This window comes from Sphingomonas sp. OK281 (assembly GCF_900115295.1).
Lineage (GTDB): Bacteria > Pseudomonadota > Alphaproteobacteria > Sphingomonadales > Sphingomonadaceae > Sphingomonas.
On record NZ_FOVZ01000002.1, the window covers coordinates 425044 to 448364 of the forward strand.

Consider the following 23321-nt stretch of genomic DNA (forward strand, 5'->3'; position numbering starts at 1 on the left):
GTGAAGCGATTGTCTCGGTCAGGTAGGCTCATATTGATTGCGCTTCGTCCTCAGGGCTAGCCGCTGTGACAATGCTCGTAGCGACCCTGAGGGGAAGAAATAGACCGCCTCCTTTCGCATATGGCTCAAAGCTGCCGCGATCTATATAAAACTTTCGCGCTCGTTCACTGCCGGGCGCCACAATAAGCGCGGGAATGCCAATTTCAGAACCTAAGCGGGCAAAGGTCCGGATAACGTTAGCGAGCAATAATGTTCCGTGATCTTGAGCCTGATGTTCCTTTTGCATGGCCATGTAAGTCAGCTGCAAACAAGGGCACCGGCTGGCATCCTGAAACGCGAAGAAAGGAACATCGCCGCCGAGATTGGCGACCTTCTCAACAACGGCGGACAAAGCATAAAATCCAACAACGCTATCCGGTGCATCACCGAACGACGCGAATGTGACTAAATGTTTTCTCTGCCCATGGTGTTTCCTCGCGTCATTGCGGAGCCACTTATCAATTTCGCTATCACCGCATACGAAGTTAGCAAAATCTGTAGTATCGCTCAGATCGCGGTATTCAATTTCCGGCAACGGCCTTCATCTTGCGAGCCTGGATGCGGCGGTCATTCTCGATCGAGCGCTTTACAGCATCGACAACCTTCGGGTTCAAACCCTTTTGCGCTAGAACACGATCACCCAGCGCGAACACCGCGGCGGTACCTGCGGCACTCGGCGTCCGGGGCTTGACGGTTAAGAACCATCCGCGCGTATGATCTAGAAGCGCCATTTCACCTTCCTCAGGCCGCAGACAGCCCGTTCGGCTGTCGCAGAGATATGGCATGTGCGTAAATTTACCGTTATCGCAAGATTGGGATGAGGCATCCGCCAAAATTACCGACCAAAGGTTGGTAATTGCTATTGACCGCTCCGTCAACACCTTCCCGCCGATTTTAGCCATTTTCGAACGTTGCAAGAATCTAGAAAAATCCGCTATGCAACGCACATGCAACGTGATCGCGACATAGTGGAACGTCGACTCGCCGCTGCACTTTCGCATAAACAGAAACAGAAGGCGGATCTAGAAAAAGAGATAGCCGCTCTCGAGTTACAAATGCGTCGGGTCCGTCGAGTGGGGGTGCAAACGTTTTCGGCGGAACGAAGCACCAGTGTTCAACGGCTAACCGTCGAGACCGCGATTGTCGAGCGGTTGAGCAAGAGCGTGCCACCGGAGACATCCACCGATCAGTTATGGCCGATTGCCCAAGCGCTAGGCGTAAATTCGCGCAGCACGTTGCGTTCTCATCTCCGGCGCATGAAGGAAAAGGGAATGCTTACCTCACCTTCCCGGGGGCGATGGCGCTTAATGCCGAACGCCGCCTTGCATCGAGACATCAAGCCCGCCTTGGCAATAGCTATTGCAAGCCTTGAGAAGATGTCGCGCTAGCGAACCAGCCCATCATGTTTCCGAAACCAGCGCGGAAGGGCCATGCCGAGGGGGCGAAGGTGGGGACGGACCGCGCCGCCCCCGGTTAAGTTGGGTTACCATGTTGGCTGGCCCCCTTCGGTGTGCGGCCGATCTGGAAGGCGATGTGGATACCGAGCCATTGCAGTTCGAAAAACCGCACCTCGCCATCCGTGGCGGTCTTGCCAGGGCGTAGCGACTCCATGCGCTCTACGCCGATCTTGCCCCAGTCATACCAAGGCTCGAGCGTGTCGATGACGGTGCGGGCGTGTGTGACGATACCGTCACGCGTGGTTGCGCGCGACATGTCAGCGCGCCTCCTGACCAAGCAGGCGGCGCTGGTCGGCCATGTACCATTCCATGACGTGAGCCGCCCACGAGGGGCTGGAACCGTTCGCCCCCATATGGTCACCGAACAGATATTCGGTCTTCCAGAGAAGGGCCATGCGATCGGGCGCTGGGATGGCGAACAACGTCCAGGTCGTCTCATACTGAGCCTCACCGTAGCGCTCGTATTCCGCGTACATCGCATCGGTAGCGGTGCCTGCGGTGTCGGCCCGATCATACCAAACCTCGGCTGCGTCATATGCGCGGTTCGCCTCTGTCATTGCTTTGAAAGCCTGATCCCAAGCCGTGCGATCGACTGCCGGGAGCGTTGCGCCTTTGGCCTGCGACGTGATCGCAATGCCGCCAGCGACGGCGAAGAGGCCAGCTCCACCAATGAGGGCGCGGCGGGTGGTGTGCGTGATCATGTTCAACGCTCCAGATCTGCATGGTCGGTGAAGCGGCGCAGGTCGGCCGCGACGTACTCGCCGAGTTTTTCGTCGTTCAACTGAGCGTCGAGGAACATTTGCGCCTTGATCGCGGCGGCGGCGGCGTTGGGCGCGGGGACCATGACAATGAGGTTGCGCAGCTCGACGTGGTATCTATCCATCGCCACGCTGTAGCTCTCCCAAGCCACATCCCACGCCGTACTGGTCCCGGGGCTCTGCGTGCGATCGGCGCACCAGGTCGCGTCAATCGCGTGGAACGCCTTGCTCGTCTCGCGCATCGGGCCGGCGGCGGCCTGGACTGCGGCAAGCGCTTCGTCCCACTCCGCATTGCTGGTGCCCGCGATCCGCTGCACGTCCTCAAGGACGGTCGGCAACCAGTCCATCCCGTCGCCCATCTCAAACTCGACCATGAAGGCGAGCTTGGCGTGCAAGTCCTGAGCGGTGCCGACTGGGTGCTGGCAGACGGCGTACATCGTCGTCACCCATGCGTCATTCAGGGTATTGTTGACGGTGACGTGCTCCTTGCGCTCGTCCGCGCTGGCGGTCTTGAATGCCCCCGTCTCCAAGACTTCACGCTGGTGGCGATCTGCCTCCGCGTTAGCGGCATTGCAGGCGGCGAACATGGCGGCGATGACAGGCGACGTTGCGACGGTCTGAATGGTCTTAATGGCCATGTTATTCACCGTCCGTGATGTTGTGGAGGTCGTTCGACAGGCCGACCGCCAGCGTCCGGAGACCATCAAGCGCTTCGCTTGCGTGCGATGTGTCGGGGTTCGCTCCCAGTGCTTCGGAGAGGAACATGCAGAGCGAGGCGAGTTGTGCCGCGGTCGAAGCGCCGTCGCGGATCGCGAGTATTTGGCTGTTGGTCACGTTCAGGCGTCCTTGTTCGTGAGGCGGCGAGCATCGGCGAAAAGGCGGTCTAGGGTCGCCTCGCTCGGCAGACTCTCGCCGTCGTCCACTGCGATGATGAACGAGCGCGCAAACTCCTCGAGCGTGCTGGCGGAGACGGCATCGATGGCGGCGGCGGAAGTCATAAACTCCGCTTCGATCGCGCTAAATTCTGCCGGTGGTGTCGCGCTGGTGCAGGCGTTGATCGCGGTCTGCATCTTGCGATAGTGCGCCTCGGCAATCTCGAACGGGGTGGCAGGCGAGACCGCGGCGGGGGTGTTGGGCTTGGTCGCCATCGCTCAATGCTCCGTGCTGGAGACGAGGACAGCGGCAACAGCGGCGCTCGCGTTCGGCTGCTCGCACCAGTCGCGGAACGGCTCGTAAGCGTCCGGCCCCTGCTGGTGGTATGCCTGCAAGAGACGGTCGCCGATCTCCATGCGGATCGCCTCAAGCGCTTCGACACGGTAGCCTGCGAAGGCCGTCCAGCGATCTACCGCGTTGCCGAACCGGCTGCGGTGTTCGAGCATGACGGGGGGAAGTGCAGCGCACGAGGCCAGCAGCTTCACGGCGCGGGGGTCAGCGGTCCAGCACGACGCGGTGTCATTCCCTGGGACGGCGACGGCAGTGAGCGTCAGATGTGGGGTGGCTGCGGCGGGCGCGGCAATGCTAAGGGCGTGGGTAGCCATATTCGATCCTTCCGTGATCGGTTGTGGTCAGGCCCGGCGGTGGTGCTGGTAACACCCCGCCGAGCCGCTTCATTCAGTCTTAACGAGCCTTTAAGTATCACTCTTAGATGTTGCGTCAAGCTCCTTCTGATACTAATCGCATCGTATGAGAGATTTTTCACCGCAGATATGCCGCGCTGGCCGCAGCTTGCTAGGCTGGACAGCCGTTGATCTTGCCCGGGAGGCTCAGATCGGTCTCGCGACCGTGAAGCGGTTCGAACTGGGAGGCGATGCCCGCCAATCGAGCGTGGAGGCGATGCAGTCTGCCATGCGCGGGGCAGGCCTGCTGTTCATTGCCGGCGGGCAGTCATCTTTGGACGGCGGCCCAGGTGTCCGGGTGAGTGCAGGATTCAAGGCTGAGGTTTAACGATAGCCGGCAGCGGTCGGTGCACGTCCGTGTGGCAGTCCACGCACAGACCCCGCATGTAGCGCCAGTCGTCACGATCGGGATGCCCATGTGGCAGGTCGTGATGAGCTTCCTTCGACGGGTTGTGCCCGCATCCCTGACAAATTGGGTGGCTGTCGAGGAATAAGCCGTTCCGCTTCTGCCTTGAGTTGGGCTTGCTCGTCCTTGGCTTCGCACGCCATGCGCGAGTGTTGCTCATTTCTATTTTCCTTTCACTGGTTGTTACCGCTCTCCCTCATCTTTCCGACAGGCTCCTTGCGCCGGCGGCGGCGTCTTGCCTGCGCTGGGGAAACACTGCACTTTCTCCCCGGGGACTGGGGGGAATGATGATTCTGCATGACGACAGCGAGCTTCAGACTAAAGCCGAGCCGTATTACGAGCCGACCGAGATGGCCGTGCGCGCCGGGCCTTGGCCACGGTATTGGGCGCGAATGTTCGACCTGCTGCTGGGGATCGCCGTCCTGTCGTTCGTTGCGGGGATCCTATGGCCTGCCTTCTTCGGCGCCGCGGAACGGAACTTCACCGCGATCTCAATCGTGCTGATCCCGATCGCAATGACCATCGAAGCCGGGATAATGGCGTTGGTCGGAACCACGGTTGGAAAAGCTATCGCTGGTATCCGCGTCGAGACGATCGATCACCGGCGGCCGACGCTCGGGACGCTGTTCGTCCGCAACATGCGTGTCTGGTTCTTCGGTCTGGCGGCAGGCATCCCGATAGTCGCCTTGGGCACGCTGTCGCATAACCACCGTAAGCTCTCGGCTGGCGATCGAACGTCGTGGGACGAGGACGAAGGTACCGGTGTATTCGAGGCCGGTAGCAGCCTGACGCGCACCATTATTGTCGCGGTCCTGTACATCGGGATACTCGGCGGGCTTGTCGCGCTTGGGTCGATCAAGCCGTCTCCTCGCGACGAACTGCTGGCAGCGATCCCAGAAATGAACCGGGATCTGCCGAAAGCGGTCGACAATGCCACGGTACTGAACCGTGTAAGCGTGGACGCATCGACCCTGATCTACGATTACACGCTGACGAACCGCGACGGGTCGACGATGTCAGGTGTCGCAGCGCGCGACATAGCTACGAGATTTTCTACGCTGGAGGCAACGAACCGGTCGACCCTGTGTCGCGCGAAGTCGACGAACCTGATCGGTAGCGGCATTTCAATGCGGTACCGGTATTCTGCGGAGGGTGGCGTGATTGTCGATTATACCGTGACGCCTGCGGACTGTGCCTGACATGCCAGCATGGATATGGCCACAAGCCCAGAAGGCCCAGACCGACATCGCGATCCGCTTGGGCCGCGTGCTGCACTGGATCGGAGTTGGCATCCTCGCGCTGACGCTTGTGCTGTCCGTGGCCGTGGCAATCTCGACAGCTTCGAGCGCGAGCCAGTCCGTGAAGGACCATGTTGAGTGGGAGACGCGACACCCGCTGGATTCGAACGGTAGCAGGATAGCCACGCCGAGGCCGATCGATGCCGGGGAATACTGGACCGATCCCGATGACGAGCCGTACGTCCATCACTTCGATTGGAGCTTTGTCCTGGCGATCCCCGCCATCGGCATTGCCTTCGCGATGTTCGGGCGAGGCCTGCGCTACATCATTGCCGGGGAGTAGATGAAGACCCACCGGGATACATGGGGAACGAGGTTACGCGGATGCGGACGGAAGACGATGAGTATTTCGACAAAGTGCAGGCGCTTTCGGAGCGACTGACTGGTGACGATCCGGACGAACGAATCAGGCAGATCGCCCGCGAAGAAGCCGATAAACGGATACTCGCGCTGACACGGCCGCTGCTGTGGGCCGGCGCGATCTGGTGGGCAAACCACGAATTTGGCTCGCAAGGACTGTGGGTCGCGATCGGCGCCGGCATCGTGTGGCTGATCCTGGATGGATTGCGGCAGGACTTCGATCCGAAGCATGATCGGCATCTGGTCGTGTCGCAAGCCGAGGATCTCAACCGGCTGATGATGATCGATGAAGCCTTCGCCGCCGGTGAGCAGGTATGGTTCGTGAAGGACAAAGAGTACGAGCGTGACACACGCAAGGTCCATGTGTTCGACAACGATCGCTGGGACAGCTCCTGGCGGCGGATCCACAATACCGCTCTTGAGCTGGAGCGGCTGAGCCCTCGAGCCCGGCGTAAGCGCGTACGGCAGGCGGCGCAGAAAGTCCGAGTTCCGCTTGAACAGGGCGAGGCGCTCGCGAAGCGCGAACAGGCCGAGCTTACATTTTGGGCCCGCAATTTTCTCGTCGATACGCGGCGGAGCTGATCTTGGCTTCGCGCTCCGCGCCTTGTGATCGACGTAATATTTACCTTCGGCGCGCATGGTCCCTTGATTCATAAGAGGGGTTTTCGTGGTCGCCTTCATCCCGATCTCGCCGGCAGCAGCCCGGCACATTCTTCACGGTATCAGCGAGGCGGACGTAGGAACGATCCTCTCGGACTTCGTCGAAGCTGGTCTAATCAGGGCCTACGCCCGCGTCGTCGAGACGCTGACGGCCGACGGCGGCCGCACCGAAGTCCGCGACGCCCAGATCCCCCGCCCGTTGTGGAAACGCATCGTCGCCGAGGAAAAGGTGGAGCACGTTCTTGCGACGGGAAGTGTGAAGCTCAGTGGTGACGGCCTAGTCGGGGGCCGCCCCGCCGTCATGATTACGGGCGTTCGATTCAACGAAGCCAATCTCCGCGATGTGGCTTCCCAGCATAGTCCTACGCTACCGATCGCAGCGCCTGCCACTGCCCCGCAGAAGGCGAAGCCCGCTCCGAAGGTGTCGCCCAAGGTAGCCGCGAATCTTCCACTTATTGAGATCATGGATACGCTGCCCACGCCCACAGCTACGCCGGCCGCCACGGTGAAGCCGGCGGCAATCGTTCCCGCCCCTGTCGCCGCCACGCCCCGCACGCGTGCGACGCTGCCAGAAGGCGATGTCATGGTCTCGATCGCCGACACGATGGACATTCTCGGCGTCAGCCGCGGGACCGTGGGCAACCTGGTGAAGCGCGGGGACCTGATCTCGAAGAAGCTCGGAACACGCACGATGATCTACGCGAAGAGCATCAGGGCGTTGCTCGGCGTAAGCGGCGTGCTGGAATCGGCATAGCGCCTCTCACAGACCGAGCCAGGTCATGGCTGGCACTCAGTCCGCCTAAGGATGGTCAGCCCACCCCTTGCCGCTCTCAATCTACAGGGTTCGGCGGAGAACAGTCGTTGGACCCGCGGCGAGGGTCAGTGGAGTGGGCAGCGATGACGATGGAGGGGTGCCATGACTTGCTGACGCCGGGTATGCCCTTGGTCGCCGAATGGACCGCCGACGTCGTTACAATAGATAGAGCGCTCCTTGCCGACTGCATCCACAATCACCCTCTTGTCGCTCCAACAGATAGCGATGTCGGTATCAATATGCCACGGCGCGTAGAGCGCGCGCATCGTGAAAACCTTATGGTTCCTGATCCCGCGCGCAGCACTCCATGCGTTCTTGATCGTGCTGTTCCGTTGCTCGGTCGGTCCGGTTGTCGGCGCTGGCTGGTCGCGGCCCAATAAGGCGATCGCGTCGTAATAGTTGAGGATGATGTCGCGATGGGTCCTGACCCGGTCCACGATTATCTTGAACTGATTGACTATGTCGGGAGCCGAAGCGAGCCGGAAGAACAGGTCGATGTTGGCATCCGCCCCACGGCGATCGATGCGCTTCTCGACGTCATACACGGCGTGAAGGCGCATGGTCGCCACGAAGGCATGGCCAACTGCCCGATGCTTCTTGCACATGGGCTTCACGATCATCTGGTAGTCATCCAGCGTCAGCTGCTTGGTCGCGTAGAACGGGCGGCGCATGCCCAGAAGTTTCGACTTCGCATTCTTCAGGTCGTCAATGCGATGCTGCATACGCGTTAGGGGGTGCGTGCTGAACGGTGGCTTCCGCTTGTAATAAGGATCCGTCTTGCTGGTTGGGGGCAACGTGCCCCGCTTCCTGTACACCTTCTCGCACCAAGCGCGGCGCCGCCGTAGGAAGTCTAGGCGCTTATTGATCACGCTGTTCAGCGCCTCCTTCGCGCCTTTCAGCACATGCCACTTGTCAGCTACGTGGATCGCGTGTGCCGCGAATAGCTGCTTGAACACAGCGATGTTCGATCCGCCCATGTCGGAGACGACGATCTTCACTTTCGTGGGATCAATTTCCCGCCGGCGCATTTCTCCAACGATCTTGTCGGATTCGCCGCCGTCGACGAGCGCAATCGAATGCCCTGTGCGGCCGTCGGTGACGTTCGTGAAAAGCTGCTTCCTGATGCGCAGATCATCGATCCCGAGAACGAGCGGCGTCGCGAAACGATGATTGTCCCAAAGGTGATGGGCTAGCCGATCTGAAACCCGACGGATCAATGTTTCGGACACCCCCGTCTCGATCGCAATGCCGGGTGCTGTCCGCCGGAACGATTGGTTCTCAACATAGCGAGCGAGCCTCGTCGTCAGGCTTGGAAAATCGTCTTCGGCAATGGCGGGCGTAGCGAGCGTGGCCGTCCTGCGGCACTTGCATATGAACCGGCTGCGACGGACAACGAGGCGACATCTTTTGCCCCGCATGGGTGAGTCCCAAAACTTCAGCTCCACCGATCCATGTGGGCTCATCTGCCCTCCGCTCGTGCACGAGGGGCAAGTCGGCACGTCACCTACGACGTCGGCCGTTATTTGCACTTCAAGGAAAGTCTCTACGACGTCGCGTACGATGAGACCGGGGAGGCCGAGCAATAGATCCATGACGGCGATCTACGGGCCCGCTGGTTAAAAGCGGGTAGCTGCGGAGCGTTTTAGTAGGTGAACTGGCGCGGTGTGGGGGCCACTGTGGGAGCCGGCTGGCCGGCTTTGCTGCGGGCCCAGCATTCGCGACGATCGCGGGAGGAAGTTCGGTGGAGCGCGCGTCCGCCGACGCAACTCACTCCGTTACTTCCTTTTGCGGATCTTCTTCCGATCGGCCTTGTCGATCAGCGTCGGATAAACCTGATGCTCCGCATCCCACCAGAGGACTTTCATGATATGTCCGCTCTTGATGCACCAGACCCGGTTCGGCCCGGTGAGCCGTAGCGACATCAGCTCGTCTAGATCGTCGCGCTTGAGTTCAACGAGCCGCTTCCTTGCGGCATCGCACAGGTTCGACACGGGAATTGGATGGGAGCCACCCAACGTAATCTCGTTCCAGTTCTTGCCCTCGAACTCGTAAAGTTTCTCGATAACTTCGCGAAACTTTACGTCCTCGGGAATGCTCCAACCGAACGGGCCATCCCGGTCGCATCCGCTGAAACGCCACGCCAGCGGGTGGCCGTCATCTAGCTCGGGCTCAGAAAACCGAACCTTTTTTTCCGGCTGCGGTTCGGCGCCGAACTTCGTCCGCTTGTCAGTCTTCGCCACAGTTTAGGTTCAGAGATTGCCGTAATATTCGGCCATCGCAGCATGGGTGATCTGCTGATTGCTACGTTCGCCATCGGGAATCCCGTCGCGCGCGCAGAGCCACGGATCTTCCTTATGCGTCAGGGCGCTCAACCAGGTGGCCGTCTTCTTTCCGTAATCACGGAGAACGACGTCCACGGTCTCGCGCTCGTCCTTGGTCAGCTTCGACGCATCCCCGCGGGGCTCTGCCGTGATCGTGAACTCGCCACGATGAGCCTGATAGAGATCGGGAACGACGGGACCGTTAGCCCAAGCCTCGATGCGATTCTTGAAAAGCGGCTTCTCGTCCCAGACCAGCGACCAAGCCTGGGCATAGTAAACCAGCTTCTGCAGCTTCATCGCCGTCAGAGACTTGGTCTTCTCCAGAATGTAGGCAGCCACGTCGTGAACGTCGGCCATCGATTTTCACCTATTCGCTTGCACGCCTGCGATACCAACCGCTTCGTCTGCCTGGAGATAGGAGCTTACTGACCCAACGTAAAGTAGGTGTGAATGGCCCAGGTTGGCGCCGCGGCTAGAAGCCAACGCCATACTTAGTGAGGAAGGAGGACGGGTTAAATCCAAGGTTGCCCGTCCCTCCGCCAAGCGCGCCGCTTTTGGACCCGCCGTAGCTGCTGCCGAGCCCCTGAGAGAGGCCGTAGGCACCGACAAGGCTGTTCAGGGATGAGTTGATGGTGGCGGCATTAGACATGGCCGCGGTCGCCTGGATATTGGCCGCGTTGTTGTTGTTCGCAGACACGCTGTTCGCGTAGTTTGCGCCCAGGTTTGTCTGGGCGCCAGCTGCCTGGAAACCTAGTGCCTGCTGCCCTTGCAGATTGCCGAGGTAGTTGCCGAACTCGTTACTCGCGAACGATTGCCCAAATTTCACAAGCGACTTCTGCGCGGCGCCGCTGTCGATCATGCCGCGGCTGCCCAGCGCCGATTGTACGCTGTTCTGGCCTTGCTGCAGCCGCGACTGATACTCGGTGCTGCCCTGATAGGTGTCGTATGCGGCCTTGGCCTGCGTGCTATCACCGAGACCCAGCAACCCCTGAATGACAGGCGTAGCGGTGTTGCCGGCTGCGACGTAGGGGGACAGTAGCGCCTTGCTGTCGGTGAGCTGCTGAGCCTGCAGAGCATTACTGGCCGCGGCTGCGTTCTTGGCGGTCTTCGCCGCCTTACTTGCTGCCGAGATCGACACGGCGCCACCAATGACGGCCGCGCCTGCGATTGCTGCTGCGATCGGCATCAGTGCACCGTCGTCAGCGAGGCGCTGAACTCGGGCAGGCCAACCAGGATCTTGCCAGCCGCTGCCCAGCCTTGTGGGGAGTACAGCAACGAAGCAAGGTTCGGACTAAGCATGCCGCATAGGCGAGCGAAGTGCGCTTCATCAGAGCCAGTGCTTTCAGCAAGGGCTCGGCAAAGAGTACGCATCGCCTCTCGCTGCGCCAGGTCGAAGATGAATTGTTCGCGCTGCGCCAGATCGGGCGACGTCAGGACTCCGGCCATCACGCCGTACCCACCTCTTGCCGGAGGACCGTTCGGACGAATTCCGACACGCTGACACCCGCCGTTCGAGCGGCGTGCTCTGTGCGGTTCAGCAGCGTGGCGCTGATGCGTAATTGAATGTTAGCGTCGTGGACGGATCGGCGCGGTTCGCAAGATGCCATGATAAACCTCAGCGGATGCATGGGCTCGCGGCTGGCGAGACAAACTGCTTGAGGCTTCGAACCTCATGCCCGCTGTGGGCTTCGACTGTGCGACGGGCGGCTACCCGATGCCCCCTTGCGGGGTCGACTTGGCATTTGACCGACGCGCTCTGCGCGCTCGATCTTTCGTAAGGCAATAGTAATGCAAGTCGCTCGGCGGCGCAACGAGAAGTAGTCTAATAGCTAGCGGCTAACTAGCCACTGCCGGCGGCCGCAAATACATCTATTTTATTGCACTCCCGTAGATTGTCCGGGTCATCGATGCGGCGCGCTTGATCAACTCAGGATCAAGCCGGACTGCCTCGATAAGCGTCCTCGTAGCCAGCGAAGGGAGTGATCGCATCTGCTCGATGTCCATAGCTTGGCCGTAGCTAATGCCATACTGATCGGCGAAGTCCCGCAGGGTCATATTCAGCATATGGGCTCGCGTGCTGCAAAGCCGGTGCATGGCTTGGCGCTTCATCTTCGGTCGATCTACCATGCCTGTTCTCCAAAAATTTGCCACGGCGGGGTTTGCACCTCCGCCAGCTGTGTCGCTACTCCCTACCTACTTCAGCCACAGGATCATGCCGTTTCTACTTCATTTCTATTTTAGAAAAGACTGCCGATCCCAAGGGGCCGCTATCCCCCGTTAAAAAACGGTTTCGCCACTCCCCGCCGCCGAAGATCGGCTCCCCGTATTCGCCCCGTATTTTGGGGTTCAGGCGGCGTCCCGCGGCGCTGCTTTTATGGCGTCGTAAAACAGCGGGGGCCCCGCCGCATACAGTCCCAAACGTACTATGGAGATTGCCTCCCATGTCATGGTCCGCCTTAGGGCCTGACACTGCTGCGGATTGCCCGCTCCATAGAGATACCGCGCGCGCCTGCGCGTACTGGTCCGAATATGGCGGGCTACCCGCCGCATAGACTTTACGCGCGCACCTGCGATGTGCGCGCTTATGACAGATCATGAGCACGCCGCCTGGCGCCGAACGCCCAAGGACTGCCTGACATTATTGCGGAACCCCCGCCGCATAGAGATTACGCGAACACGCTCGCGATGGCTTCGGGAACGTCTCCCACCCCATCGGCGATGTCAGGTTTTGTCAGGTTCGCGGCTCGTTCATCCGGCCACCGCTCTTCTGCAATCCGCGCTGCGCGCTCGATCAAGGCGGGATCCAGTTCGATCGCGGCCACCAGCACCTTGAACGCCTTCGACGGCTTGGCTCGGGACTGCTCCTGGTCCTTGATCATCCCGAACGTCAGCCCGAACCGCCTGGCGAAAGCGGGCTGTTCGATACGGAGCCGACGGAACCGCAGACGGAACAGATCACGGGCGAAGCCCTTTTTCCCGAAGTCTGGATCGAACGTCATCTAGCTTCCCCTCGTCACCCGTGGAGCGACTGGCCGGTGTTAACGCGGTGTATTATCACCCGACCGTCGCCCGCCTGGTCCTCTGTTGTTACGCTGTTAAAACAGCGGTCGCGCGACCTGCCGACACTATCGGCATTCACTCGGCACTTTGCCGATGTGCACCTGTTTTCGCCTGTATAAACAGGGACGGTCCCCTTCGCCGTGATCGCACTCGCGCTTGATTGCGATTGATTGTTTTTCAACCGAGGCCCCGACAAAACCCGACCTATTGGCGCTATCGGCACTATTGGCATGGCCCTCGTGTCCTACCCTCGTGCTCTTTTTTAAGAGATAGATAGATAACTTTTTTAGCCTACGCCGCGTCAGGGCGAAGGCGGGGAGACTGAGCGCGGGCGTCCGTGCCAATAGTGCCATTAGTGCCAATAGCCCCCCGATCATCGCCCGAAGTCCCAGAGCATGACGGGAGTAATCGTTGGGTGAGTACCGTGACGCATTCCACCGCGCTCGAAGGTGGACCGGTGATCACCGGAGTCGCCGGCAACGATCACGCGCTCGGCGTCGAGCATGACAATGCGCCGGCTGCTCAACCACACGGCCAATCCCTGGAAGTCCCAGTCGTCGCGCGGGCCGATCCCGAACAGGTCACCAGCCGTCCACCCAAGCGCCATTGCCTTAGCGGCCCACCTATCCCGCGCGATCGTCATGGCGTCGGCAACCACTCCCCGCCAGTTCGCGCTCCGCTCCAGCTTCCGCGGCGGCGGCATCGTCTCGAGACGGCGAAGAGCGGCGGCGAGGTCATCGGGCAGCCCGAAGGTCTCGATCGCGGTGGGCCCGGCCGCCGGCTGCTGACGCTGGGCTACAGCGGCGGCGACGTCACGCCAGCTACTCATTACCCGCCTCATGCACTGCCGGGTTCACGAGGAAGTCCTTGCGCGCCTTGCCGGGCGTATCGCCGGCACGCTCAGCGACACCACGAAGCCATCCCGCCTCGACAAGTGCCTCCGTCGCTGCCTCGACGTCGGCCGCCACCTTCAGCGTTGCGATGCCACTGGTGCGCCGGATGTCGCGTGCGTTGATCCGCTGTGCCTTGGTCTTCAGGATGTACCGAGCCAGCGCCGCCGCGTTGCGCTCCTCCTCCGGCAACGCTGCGTCCCCGAATACGCGGAGGGCCGACGGCTTAGCATAGTCGTCAACGAACCCCAGGACGGCGACCAGCGTGCCGAGGCTGACCGTGGAGGGTTCGCGATCACCGTTCGCCGCCCAGTTGATCAGCTCGACGATCAGGCACAGTCGCAGGACCATGCCCCGCAGCTTGCCAACGAACCCCTTGTATAGCGACGACGCCTCCCGGACCGTAGCGTCATTGTCCCGGACCCACGCCTCGAACACATCGGCGGCGTCGTCCGCGAGCAACAGCAAGTGCGGATCGATCCGACCGTCATCATGCCGTGGGGCGTCGAGTTGCAAGAGGCGGCGGTATACCTGCTCGAGCTGGTCGACGTTCGCGATCTGGCGGGGGCGCTGGTAGAGGATCGGATCCGGCCACACCCATAAGAAGCGCGGGACCAACCCATCGTCCGCCGTCTTGAGCAGGCACTCGCGCAACTTCTCGGGCTGGATGCCGCCAAGGACGGTCACGCCGTTGAACGGCACGAACAGCGGGCCTGCCTTGTTGCTCTTCCGGTCGATGATGTGCGGACGGCCGCCATATGCCTCCAGCCAGAACTCGCGGCCGCCTGGCGAATACCGGTCAAAGCTCAGGAGCCACGCAGCGAGCTCGTCGCGCAGATGCAACGTGCCATTGGGGTTGCCGGCCAGGATCTCGCCCAAGGCTTCCGGGGTGGCGTCCTGCACGAGCAACCGCGTGCGCTGAGGCTCGGCGGGCTCGATCGCGGCATCGGGCATGGACGGGGTAGCCACACCTTCCTTGGTCGCCGTCTTGATCTGCGCCTGCCACTCCGCGCGTTCGGCTTTGGCGCGCTCGTTCTCGGTCTGCCAGCCGATCAGCCGGGCCTTGTGCCGCTCGGCGAGTTCGGTCTCCATGCCGCGCAATGGGCTGGTCGCCGCGTCGATCGCGGGCGACTTATTCGAGGACGGATCGCCGACCGGCGCGACCCACAACACGCACGGCTCCTGCCACTGCGGCGTGGTCGGATATGGCTGCACCCGGCGCTTGGCGCCGACGAGCGAAGCGGCGACGCCAAGGACGCCAACCGCGACATAGTCGACCGGCGCACCGGCACCTGCGGCGAGGTCGCGGATCAGCGGCCAGAGCGTGCCGAAGATCTCGGTCGGCATGACGGGTGGGATCGTGCGCCCGCCGGCGAGGATCGTCATATCGGGCGCAACCCAACCCGATCCCGAACGGGCGCCTTGCCCCATATAGTGCGAGGCATCCTGGTAGGTTTCGGCGGCATCGAACCGCGCTGCGAGACCGGCGTTCATGACCGGTCGCCCAACAGCTCGGCGTTGAAGTCGACGAAGGGGGGAGTCGGGCGCATGATGCGGACCGACAAGCCCGATGCGGCGTACGCCTCGGCCGCCTTCTGCGCCGCCGCCTCACCGGGAGCGTTGCCGTCCGCCCCGATCACGACCGCGCGCACGACGTCGGGGAAGATCATGGCCGGCATCATCGACGTGCCCGCCGCAACCCACACCGAACGGCCCAAGCCCTGCGCCAACGTGAGCCCATCCTCGAGCCCCTCGCAGACGAGGATGCTCGCCGATGGTGGTCCAAGCTGGATCGAGCCGCCTATGACGTTGCCCAGGCTGTATTTCACCTTGGGCTTACGATCGGTGTCGGTCGGCTTCGTCGCTGCCTTGCGCCCGCCCTCGGTCAAATACGTGCGTTGCAGCGCGACGAGTTCGCCCGCCGCGTCCGTGACGATCGCAATGAGCGTCGGCAACAGCCCCGGCCCATTCGCCTCCAACAGACCGTTTCCCTCGATCTTCGGCGGCGGCAGACGAGCGAACCGCAAAGTATGCGGCAAGTCGATCGTGATCCCGCGCGATCGCAGGTATATTGCGGCGGGTGTCCCTTCGATTGGCACGGAGTCCTTGACGATGCGCTGTGCGATCGGACGCATATCGGTCTTGGGCTTCGCAGGTGCGCGCTGCTGTTCCAGCTCGCGTAAGGCGCCGCCGTCCAGCATATCAATCGCTGCGGGCAGCTTTACGCCATAGGCCTGCTGAACAAAGTCGAGAACGTCGCCTGACCAGCCGCAGCCGAAGCAGTGCGCACGCCGATCGTCCGCATATACCGTGAAGGAGGGAGTGTTGTCGGGGTGAAACGGGCAGCACGCCTTCCACTCCCGCCCGGCGCGGATGAGTTTCACCCCCGCCTTGCTGGCCACGCCGGATACGGGGAAACGGTCGCGGATCTGCTGCGCGATGGCGGCGAACGCCGTGCTATCCATGCGGCGGCTCACGCAACACGTCCGATCGGCACCGGCCGATTAATATGGAAAGGACGCATATGCCGCCCGCCAGGCGGGACGAGGGCGATCGGCAAGCGATGCTTGCGCCATGCCCCTTCCGCGATGGCTTCCGCCGCATCCAGTGTCGTGCCCGCGCACAGCCATTCCGGCTTTTTCCATATGCCGTAGCGGCGTTCTACCAGCCCAACGCACCAGCCGCCGCCCGGACGTTCCCGGATCACGATCGCGCGGATGACAGCGAGGCGCGGAGCCTTGCCAGCCGAAGCCCGAGCGGAGCGGGCGCGATACCATGCGGACGAGGGATAAACTTGAGCCGTCATGCTGCGCCCTCCTGCCGGTCGAGGACGGTGGCGCGCCAGACGATCGCGTTCGCTCCCGAGACGTTCCGCCGGCGTTGACCGGTGTCGCGGATCATGCCCTTCTTTAGCAGCTCGGTGAACCGTGGCTGGAGCGAGTAGCGCGCATAGCCGGCAACCTTACACGTCTCGTCTACCGTCAGGCCTGAGGGGTGCGCGTACAGCACCTTGTGGACAACGGCACGGAGATGATCTGCCATTGGAGCAATGCCCGCATAGGCGGCGGCACTGGTGTCGCTGCGGTGTCGTGTCATGCTGCGCCTCCATCGGCGAGAGGGGGGAGGCCGTGCTTGGCGAGCAAGATCACCAGCCAGTTGCGCTGCTTCTCGCTGAGCGGGTTCGCGTCGAAGGCGAGGCCGCCGAGGAACTGCCCTTCACGCGGTCTCAGCGGCAGGCCCGCATTGATTAATGCAAGGGCCGCATCGGCGTGGGCGCGGAATGCATCAGCCATGTTGCGCGTCGCCCCAGGCTAGCCCGGCGAGAAGTCCCGCGCGTGCGCCGATGACGCCAGCGAGACGAAGCCGTTGAAGGCGAAGTGCGGCACTGCTATCTGCGGATGCGCTGCTGTTGAGCAAATTTGTGGAGGGTCGGACTGTGGCGGTCCGGCCCTTTCGCGTCTTAAGGGCGACGCTCGCCGCGGCTGCTGTGAACATTGGCGATCACGCAGCCATTGCCTGTGGGTCGATCAGCCGGTGCAGACTGGCGACTTTGATCAGGCGCCGCGTGCCGAGCTTAGTGAACTCCAGGCGACCCTCGCGCATGTGCTTATAGATCGTGTTCGGGCACACGCCGATCGCTTCGGCGGCATCCCGTACGCTGCATGCAATTCGATTTTCCATCGTGCCATCTCCATTGTGCACGGTAATGACGACCGGTGCACAGCGGTGATGGCTGATGCGGAACTGCCTGAGTATGCGGCGGAAATGGCGAAATAGTAGGATTGTGTGGCGTTAATTATGCCTCCTGGCGGTCAACCATTTTCGCCTGCATTTTCACCAGGGCACGCATAACGCCCCGTGCATCGCGCGCAGCGTTGGTGTTTTCCGGCAGATTTAAGCCAAGGCGTAAATACTCCTCCTTGAGCATCGCTCCGAGAGCGTCGTCCGAAAGACCATCGAGTACGTCGATCCCTTCAGCCTGAACGCGAAGGACGAACATCGCTATCGGTTCACCATTCTTGCCGGCCGGTCGACCCCTTCCTCGCCGCGCCGCGGGGTCATGCGAATGGCTGCGGGATACTATAGGGGGCGGCACGTTGTCTCTGACCGGCATAGGGCTGGTCGGGGCTGTCGCACTGGTAGCCGTCGGAATGCTCGGCGAAGGGGTATCGGGTGCGCCAGTTGGTCGACGCGGCGTCAGGGTAAGAATGTCCTCCCAGAAGAACCAGAACCCCTTCAGTTCTAAATAATCTTCGTCGTCATCGTCGCGATATACCTGAAGCGTCAGGCCATTTTCCCATTCATGGCTTAGCTCTTTACCTTCGAAGATTGCCGGATCTGCATACGCGAGACGGGGTAAATCCTTCGCGTCTTCAGTCACGAAGACGCATCGCACCCGCCCGGACGCAATGCCTGCAATGACGATCTCTTCGGCTAACTCCGACCGTCCCGCAGAGCGCTCGAGTACCCATCCAAGAGATTCTTCGCGAAACTCAGTCCATTTTTTCAATCCAACCACTTCGCTGAACGAGCCCGTCGCGATCCACGACATCGCCTCGCTGGGATCTATGACGAGGGGCGCATTGGCGCCGAAAAGCATATCCTCGGCTACCGCGACTTCTGCGTCCATGTCGAACAGGACAACTTCTGGGACGCGGCTCATGCTGACGCCGCCAGGCGCACGACGTTGCTGACGCCCGCGCAATAGTCTGCCCACATCGTCATCAGCGCTCGCCTCCGCTCGAGAAAATCAGTCCGGCGGTATGCCGCTTCCACCTTGTCCGGCAGTTTATGGGCCAGAGCCTTGTCGACCACTTCTTTCGGTATGCTAGTCGTCTCTGCTGCCCAGTCGGTGAAGGCGCTTCGGAAGCCATGCACGGTTACGCTGTCGCGGCCGTCGTCACGCATCACCTTGGTCATCGTCATGTCGCTCAGTGCTTTTCGAGGCGACGAGAAGAACACGAGGCCATCGTCGCTCGTCCGAGCCTCGAAGCGCCGGCGCAGGATCTTAATCGCGGCGGGTGCGAGGGGCACGATATGGACCTGCTTCATCTTCATGCGGGCCGCCGGGATCGTCCACATGCCCTTGTCGAGGTCGAACTCAGGCCAAGCCGCGAACCGTGTCTCGTTCGATCGGACTGCGTTCAAGATCGTGAATTGGAGTGCATCGCGCCCGGCGGTGGTGTCGGCCGAAGCGAGCTGCGCCATATACGCAGGCACGTCCTCATACGGCATCGCGGCGAAGTGATTGTCGGCCTGGGGCTGTCGGGGCAGGCCCTTGCGAACCGACTTCAACGACGTCTCAGACGGTCTCCACCCCTTGATATGCGCGAAGTCGAGTACCGCACCGATGCGCTGAAGCGCCCGCCGAGAGGTCTCCGGGATCGTGAGCCAGATCGGCGCGAGAGCGTCCCGGACCATGATGCTGGTGATCGCGTCGACCGGCTTGTCGCCGATCGCTGGGAAGATATGCGACGCCAAGCTGCTGAGCCAGCCATCCGCATGCTTCTTGTTCCGCCACCCGGCCTTGAGTTCGGCATGGCAATCCCGCGCAGCCTTCTCGAAAGTGGGAATGGCGACGGGCACTTTTTTGCGTTCAGCCACCGGATCGATGCCTGCCTTGACCAGCCGCTTGTACGCGTCGGCCTTGTCGCGAGCCTCGCTCAGGGTGAGGGACCGACGGTCAAGCAGCGGGATACTATCTGCCGAAGCCTGAGCTTCCTTGGTGCGGGGCCCTGTCTCGGCTGTCCCAAGGCCAAGGTCGCGCCGTACCCCATCGGACTGGATACGAAGCAGCCAAGACCGGGCTCCGGACTCCTTCACGAGAAGGTACAGGCCATCGCCATCTGCATGGCGTCCTTCGGCTGCGCTCTTCACCTTCAACGCTGTCAGCTTGCCCATGTGGCCCCCTCATCAGTTACCACACTGTATCGTGCTTACGAGTGCGCAGCAATGCGCAGCGGTGAACAATTGTTCGCGGAAAATGGCGGATTTGCTGGGGTTAAGTGAGCGGGGGTGATTGGCGGTGCGCAGAAGTTAGACAGACTCCGTCTCCGCCAAAACCCTCTTCGTAGGGGTTGCAAAAGTCCGCCGATGTCGACTTTTCCTTCTTGGTGCTGACGCGTAGCATGCCATCTTGGCCAACGCAGTCCATCGATTTCGAGACATGCGGTGTTGGCGCACGAAAAGTGGTGCTTTGGCTGCCCGTGCCACGTGGTGCGAGGGTTTGCGCGGTCAGGCCAAGCAAGAAATCTTAAGAGTTGCGGTGGCTTGAGGCGCTCCACGAAAACGGTGTCGCGCCATTAGTGTCCATGCTGATGTTGATCTTCGTGCGCGGGGCCACGGCAGTGGAGATCATTCTCGTGAACTGCAGCCACTGCTAGCCGTCGAAGATCGCCGACTTGCCGTAGCCGGCCACCGCTTCTTCCAGCGCCTCGATGCAGAACCCGGAGCCAGCTTCGACGTTCTCGGTCGGCGGTTGTTCACCTCGATCTGTACCGCTTCATAAGCGTCACCAGCGTCAATTTGCCTTTGATGCCAGCCAACGTCACTTGAACGCCGAGTTGTGATCCCGGCAGGCCGCTTTGCTCGTCTTGCCTCCTGCTCGCAGCCGGCATGGTCGCTGGCGGATCGACAATCCCTTGATCCTGCCCTTCAGATCTCCGAGCCACCTGTGATCGGCCCGCGCCCTTGACGGCGCGGTGCCATCCGGCCGCTTGATCTGCGCGCAAGCTCGCGTGTCGCTATGGGCGCCTTCGACAGGCTTCAACAAGACCAATCCCGATACCCTGGCCAGAGGCAGTCCGCGTCACGATGACCTCTATCGGCATCTCCCCGGTGTGATCTGCAGGAAAGACCAATTGCCTGATCGGCAAGCTACCATTGCCGCATGGTCGGGGAGCCAATTGTTACGATCGAATGATCACGTGGCGAACAGTGTCGCGGTCAAGATTGTAGGTCGTGGAGTTTAGACCAACCTGCCCTTCAACAAGTGAGCGCCCGGCGTGTCGTAAGGCATAGCGAATATGCGCCGTATTCGCCCAGGATGAATAGTTCGTGACAACGGATTTCATATAAAGACCAATTGAATCATGGGGGGCATGATGACTAAAACGGCACACAAACTTCTTCGAACGTCTTCGAATTGCGTGATGGCGACCGGGCTCGTCCTGGCGGCAGGACTGATGCCGGTTGGCGCCGCGGCGCAGGTGACCAACCCGAAACCGACCGAGGCCACCGAAGTCAGCGAGAACACGGACGGCGACATCGTCGTCACCGCACGCAAGCGAGCGGAGGATATCCTGAAGGTCCCGGTCACGGTGTCGGCGCTCACCAGCGAGGATATCGAGCGACGCGGCATCGTCTCGGTGGCGGATATCGCCGAGAATACCCCCGGTCTCAACGTGAACAACAATTCCGCGGGACGCGCGGATCGCTCGTTCCAGCAACTCGTCCTGCGGGGATTCACGCCGTCGACCGTGCTGTCGACCACCACGTCGATGTTCATCGACGGTGTCGCGGTATCGTCGCCCTCGGCGTTCACCTCGATCAGCAATCCGGAGCGGATCGAAGTTCTCAAGGGGCCGCAAAGCGCCTATTTTGGGCGCAACACCTTTGCCGGCGCGGTGAACGTCGTCAACAAGCTGCCGAGCGGCGAATGGGGTGGATCGGTCACCGGGATGAGCGGGACCCGCAACAATTACCGAGTTCGCGGCGACATTGAGGGTCCGATCCTGGGCGACGCGCTGACGTTCCGCGTGTCGGCCGACCGGTTCGCCAAGGATGGGTCCTACATCAACGCTTACGACGGCGGTACGCTGGGCGATCAATCGACGACCTCGGGCAGCCTGCTCGTCGTCGCCAAGCCGTTCGACGGGCTCGTCATCAAGGCGTTCGGATTTCTCTCGCAGGACAAGGACGGGGTCGCCGCAAACAGCCGGATATCCGCGTACACGGTAAAGGATGCAGCGGGTAACGTCGTCGTTCAGGGGCAGTCGAACTGCACGCTGACCGGCAACAGCGTCGGCGTTGCCGGACTGGGGGTGGCGACGTCCAACCCCTATATCTGCGGGACCACGCCGAAGCTCGCCAATCCGGTCTCGTCCAACACGCTGCTCGACAGCTATATCAAGAATTTCCTGGCGAACCCGACCGGGCGGTTGATCGATCCGAAAGACGGTACGCAGGGCTATGGGCTGGTCCGGAACTATCAGCATTATCATCTGACCGCCGACTGGTCGGTGACCGACGCGCTGACGCTGTCCTATCTCGCCGGGTATAATCACGAGGAATGGAGCCAGCTGTCGGATCTGGATGGTTATGACACGACCTCGCTCGCCAATCCGCTCGGCGGCACGGGCTCGCGCAGCTATTTCGATTTTCCCTATCTCGTCGAGCGGATCCAGGAGGATTACTCGCTAGAGACGCGGGCATCGTATGATTCAGGGCCATTCCGTGGCACCGTGGGCCTGAGCTATCTGAATGCATGGGACCAGAGTGATCTGGGCGGCGGCAACGGGGCGTTGGGAACGCGGGTTACGTCGACGATCTCCGGGAAGAACCGGGCACGCACCATGGGTGTGTTCTTTGGCCTGACCTATGATCTGACGTCGCGATTCTCAGTGAGCCTGGAAGGGCGGTATCAGCTCGATACGCTCTATGCCTATGCCTCGCCAGCAGGGATCGTGGCGACGACCAGTCTGTTCATCCCGGCGGGAACCTACGCGGGGGGCGCGGTGATCGCCAAGCAGACCTACAAGAACTTCCTGCCCCGTGCGATCGCGAACTACCAGATTTCGCCGTCCCTCATGGTCTATGCGTCGGCCGCCAAGGGCGTGAACCCCGGATCGTTCAACGCCGGCGTACTGGGGTTCGGCACTGCCCTTCAGCAGGCTGCGGTCGATGCCGGCCTGAAGATTACGGTCGACCCTGAAAAGGTCACCAACTTCGAGATCGGCTTGAAGGGCAAGGCGCTCGACAACCGCCTGCGCTTTTCGATCGCATCGTTTTATTCGCAATGGCGTAATCAGATCAACAGCATCCTGCTCACGGTCATGCAAGCCAATGGAACGACGGCGTTCGTGTCCGGATCGGCGAACAGCGGTTCGGTCGATCTCTATGGTCTCGAAGCGGAGGCGACTTTCGCAGCATCGAGCTTCGTGAGTTTCAATGTCGCTGCCGCGCTTAACGAGAGCAGTATCAAGTCCTTCGTCGGACCCACCGTCAGCAAATTGACGGGCGTCTATGACTTTTCGGGCAACGAGCAGCCCAACACCTCGAAATATTCCGCCAACGCGGGCGTCCAGATCGGCAGTGCGATCCGGGGGACGCCGAACGCATCGTGGTTCGCGCGGACCGACTGGTCGTTCAAGTCGGGGTTCTGGTCGAACCAGGCGAACATCGTGAAGACGCAGGACTCGCATACCTTCAACGCGCGCACCGGCGTCACGATCGACAATCTGTCGCTTGAACTGTTCGTCACGAACATCTTCAACAACAGTGCCTATACGAGCATCGCCGACAATTGGGTCTTCACACCGACCTTCGACAAGCTGGCCGTCAACTCGGCGCTTCTGGTCGGGCTGCGCGAACGTCGGACCGCGGGGGTTCAGGCCAAGATCAAGTTCTGAGGCCTTCCAGCCC

31 protein-coding genes are annotated in these 23321 nt (G+C 61.4%); 7 read left to right on the forward strand and 24 right to left on the reverse strand.

Going from position 1 to position 23321, the window contains the following annotated elements:
* Positions 1-28: 28 nt before the first annotated feature.
* A complete protein-coding gene (locus BM244_RS22605; protein ID WP_139226886.1) occupies positions 29-574 on the reverse strand; it encodes a hypothetical protein in 546 nt (181 codons plus the stop codon).
* Positions 561-941: a hypothetical protein gene (locus BM244_RS22610; protein WP_139226887.1), complete on the reverse strand. Its 381-nt coding sequence runs from the start codon at positions 939-941 to the stop codon at positions 561-563. Before BM244_RS22610 ends, BM244_RS22605 begins: the two co-directional genes overlap by 14 nt.
* 45 nt (positions 942-986) lie before the next feature.
* Between BM244_RS22610 and BM244_RS22615 the strand changes: the two genes are divergently transcribed.
* On the forward strand, positions 987-1427 hold the full coding sequence (locus BM244_RS22615; protein ID WP_139226888.1) for a helix-turn-helix domain-containing protein: 441 nt from the start codon (positions 987-989) through the stop codon (positions 1425-1427).
* A gap of 85 nt (positions 1428-1512) precedes the next feature.
* Here BM244_RS22615 and BM244_RS08155 read toward each other — a convergent pair whose 3' ends face one another.
* Genes BM244_RS08155 through BM244_RS08180 form a run of 6 tightly spaced genes read right to left on the reverse strand, consistent with a single transcriptional unit; the run spans position 1513 to position 3792 of the window.
* Complete coding sequence (locus BM244_RS08155; RefSeq protein WP_093398460.1) at positions 1513-1752, reverse strand: hypothetical protein; 240 nt, start codon at positions 1750-1752, stop codon at positions 1513-1515.
* A gap of 1 nt (position 1753) precedes the next feature.
* Positions 1754-2197 carry a hypothetical protein gene (locus BM244_RS08160; protein ID WP_093398461.1) on the reverse strand — a complete coding sequence of 148 codons (444 nt, stop codon included), beginning with the start codon at positions 2195-2197 and terminating at the stop codon, positions 1754-1756.
* Positions 2198-2199: 2 nt separating this feature from the next.
* A complete protein-coding gene (locus BM244_RS08165; RefSeq protein ID WP_093398462.1) occupies positions 2200-2892 on the reverse strand; it encodes a hypothetical protein in 693 nt (230 codons plus the stop codon).
* Between the two features lies 1 nt (position 2893).
* Entirely contained in the window at positions 2894-3088 is a 195-nt protein-coding gene (locus BM244_RS08170) for a hypothetical protein (RefSeq protein WP_093398463.1), read from the reverse strand.
* A 2-nt stretch (positions 3089-3090) separates the two neighbouring features.
* Positions 3091-3402: a hypothetical protein gene (locus tag BM244_RS08175; RefSeq protein WP_093398464.1), complete on the reverse strand. Its 312-nt coding sequence runs from the start codon at positions 3400-3402 to the stop codon at positions 3091-3093.
* Between the two features lie 3 nt (positions 3403-3405).
* Positions 3406-3792, reverse strand: coding sequence for a hypothetical protein (locus tag BM244_RS08180; protein ID WP_093398465.1), 387 nt, complete (start codon positions 3790-3792; stop codon positions 3406-3408).
* 145 nt (positions 3793-3937) lie between these two features.
* On the opposite strand from BM244_RS08180, the gene BM244_RS23055 reads away from it, so the two are divergent.
* From BM244_RS23055 to BM244_RS08205, 5 genes are all read left to right on the forward strand, one after another.
* The gene (locus BM244_RS23055) at positions 3938-4198 is read left to right on the forward strand and encodes a hypothetical protein (RefSeq protein ID WP_093398466.1); all 261 of its coding nucleotides are present in this window, start codon (positions 3938-3940) and stop codon (positions 4196-4198) included.
* 362 nt (positions 4199-4560) lie between these two features.
* On the forward strand, positions 4561-5475 hold the full coding sequence (locus tag BM244_RS08190) for an RDD family protein (protein ID WP_093398467.1): 915 nt from the start codon (positions 4561-4563) through the stop codon (positions 5473-5475).
* A gap of 1 nt (position 5476) precedes the next feature.
* Complete coding sequence (locus BM244_RS08195) at positions 5477-5857, forward strand: hypothetical protein (protein WP_093398468.1); 381 nt, start codon at positions 5477-5479, stop codon at positions 5855-5857.
* Between the two features lie 41 nt (positions 5858-5898).
* On the forward strand, positions 5899-6516 hold the full coding sequence (locus BM244_RS08200; protein ID WP_139226889.1) for a hypothetical protein: 618 nt from the start codon (positions 5899-5901) through the stop codon (positions 6514-6516).
* 85 nt (positions 6517-6601) lie between these two features.
* Positions 6602-7348 carry a helix-turn-helix domain-containing protein gene (locus BM244_RS08205; protein ID WP_093398470.1) on the forward strand — a complete coding sequence of 249 codons (747 nt, stop codon included), beginning with the start codon at positions 6602-6604 and terminating at the stop codon, positions 7346-7348.
* A 125-nt stretch (positions 7349-7473) separates the two neighbouring features.
* On the opposite strand, the gene BM244_RS08210 is transcribed toward BM244_RS08205, so the two are convergent.
* The 16 genes from BM244_RS08210 to BM244_RS08280 all read right to left on the reverse strand — a co-directional run bounded on the left by BM244_RS08210 (position 7474) and on the right by BM244_RS08280 (position 19580).
* A complete protein-coding gene (locus BM244_RS08210) occupies positions 7474-8637 on the reverse strand; it encodes a transposase (protein ID WP_175518131.1) in 1164 nt (387 codons plus the stop codon).
* A 546-nt stretch (positions 8638-9183) separates the two neighbouring features.
* On the reverse strand, positions 9184-9648 hold the full coding sequence (locus BM244_RS08215) for a Hint domain-containing protein (protein ID WP_093398472.1): 465 nt from the start codon (positions 9646-9648) through the stop codon (positions 9184-9186).
* Between the two features lie 9 nt (positions 9649-9657).
* Complete coding sequence (locus BM244_RS08220) at positions 9658-10086, reverse strand: Panacea domain-containing protein (protein ID WP_093398473.1); 429 nt, start codon at positions 10084-10086, stop codon at positions 9658-9660.
* Positions 10087-10201: 115 nt separating this feature from the next.
* The gene (locus BM244_RS08225) at positions 10202-10915 is read right to left on the reverse strand and encodes a hypothetical protein (protein ID WP_093398474.1); all 714 of its coding nucleotides are present in this window, start codon (positions 10913-10915) and stop codon (positions 10202-10204) included.
* A complete protein-coding gene (locus tag BM244_RS08230; protein WP_139226890.1) occupies positions 10915-11178 on the reverse strand; it encodes a hypothetical protein in 264 nt (87 codons plus the stop codon). The genes BM244_RS08225 and BM244_RS08230 overlap by 1 nt, the downstream gene beginning before the upstream one ends.
* A gap of 420 nt (positions 11179-11598) precedes the next feature.
* Entirely contained in the window at positions 11599-11838 is a 240-nt protein-coding gene (locus BM244_RS08235; protein ID WP_093398476.1) for a helix-turn-helix domain-containing protein, read from the reverse strand.
* Between the two features lie 557 nt (positions 11839-12395).
* A complete protein-coding gene (locus tag BM244_RS08240) occupies positions 12396-12728 on the reverse strand; it encodes a helix-turn-helix domain-containing protein (protein ID WP_093398477.1) in 333 nt (110 codons plus the stop codon).
* A 434-nt stretch (positions 12729-13162) separates the two neighbouring features.
* The gene (locus BM244_RS08245) at positions 13163-13618 is read right to left on the reverse strand and encodes a hypothetical protein (RefSeq protein WP_093398478.1); all 456 of its coding nucleotides are present in this window, start codon (positions 13616-13618) and stop codon (positions 13163-13165) included.
* A complete protein-coding gene (locus BM244_RS08250; RefSeq protein ID WP_254784348.1) occupies positions 13611-15173 on the reverse strand; it encodes a DUF3987 domain-containing protein in 1563 nt (520 codons plus the stop codon). The genes BM244_RS08245 and BM244_RS08250 overlap by 8 nt, the downstream gene beginning before the upstream one ends.
* A complete protein-coding gene (locus tag BM244_RS08255) occupies positions 15170-16156 on the reverse strand; it encodes a DUF7146 domain-containing protein (protein ID WP_254784349.1) in 987 nt (328 codons plus the stop codon). Before BM244_RS08255 ends, BM244_RS08250 begins: the two co-directional genes overlap by 4 nt.
* Positions 16153-16485 (reverse strand): hypothetical protein, encoded by a 333-nt coding sequence (locus BM244_RS22620; protein WP_139226892.1) that lies wholly within the window; start codon positions 16483-16485, stop codon positions 16153-16155. The genes BM244_RS08255 and BM244_RS22620 overlap by 4 nt, the downstream gene beginning before the upstream one ends.
* Positions 16482-16775, reverse strand: a complete 294-nt coding sequence (locus BM244_RS08260) for a hypothetical protein (RefSeq protein WP_139226893.1) — start codon at positions 16773-16775, stop codon at positions 16482-16484. Before BM244_RS08260 ends, BM244_RS22620 begins: the two co-directional genes overlap by 4 nt.
* Positions 16772-16972 (reverse strand): hypothetical protein, encoded by a 201-nt coding sequence (locus tag BM244_RS08265; RefSeq protein WP_093398481.1) that lies wholly within the window; start codon positions 16970-16972, stop codon positions 16772-16774. The genes BM244_RS08260 and BM244_RS08265 overlap by 4 nt, the downstream gene beginning before the upstream one ends.
* A gap of 208 nt (positions 16973-17180) precedes the next feature.
* Positions 17181-17360 (reverse strand): helix-turn-helix domain-containing protein, encoded by a 180-nt coding sequence (locus tag BM244_RS08270; protein ID WP_093398482.1) that lies wholly within the window; start codon positions 17358-17360, stop codon positions 17181-17183.
* A gap of 115 nt (positions 17361-17475) precedes the next feature.
* Positions 17476-18342: a hypothetical protein gene (locus BM244_RS08275; protein WP_093398483.1), complete on the reverse strand. Its 867-nt coding sequence runs from the start codon at positions 18340-18342 to the stop codon at positions 17476-17478.
* Positions 18339-19580 (reverse strand): tyrosine-type recombinase/integrase, encoded by a 1242-nt coding sequence (locus BM244_RS08280; RefSeq protein WP_093398484.1) that lies wholly within the window; start codon positions 19578-19580, stop codon positions 18339-18341. Before BM244_RS08280 ends, BM244_RS08275 begins: the two co-directional genes overlap by 4 nt.
* Positions 19581-20830: 1250 nt before the next feature.
* Here BM244_RS08280 and BM244_RS08285 point away from each other — a divergent pair.
* Positions 20831-23308 carry a TonB-dependent receptor gene (locus tag BM244_RS08285; protein WP_254784350.1) on the forward strand — a complete coding sequence of 826 codons (2478 nt, stop codon included), beginning with the start codon at positions 20831-20833 and terminating at the stop codon, positions 23306-23308.
* The last annotated feature ends 13 nt before the right edge of the window (positions 23309-23321 follow it).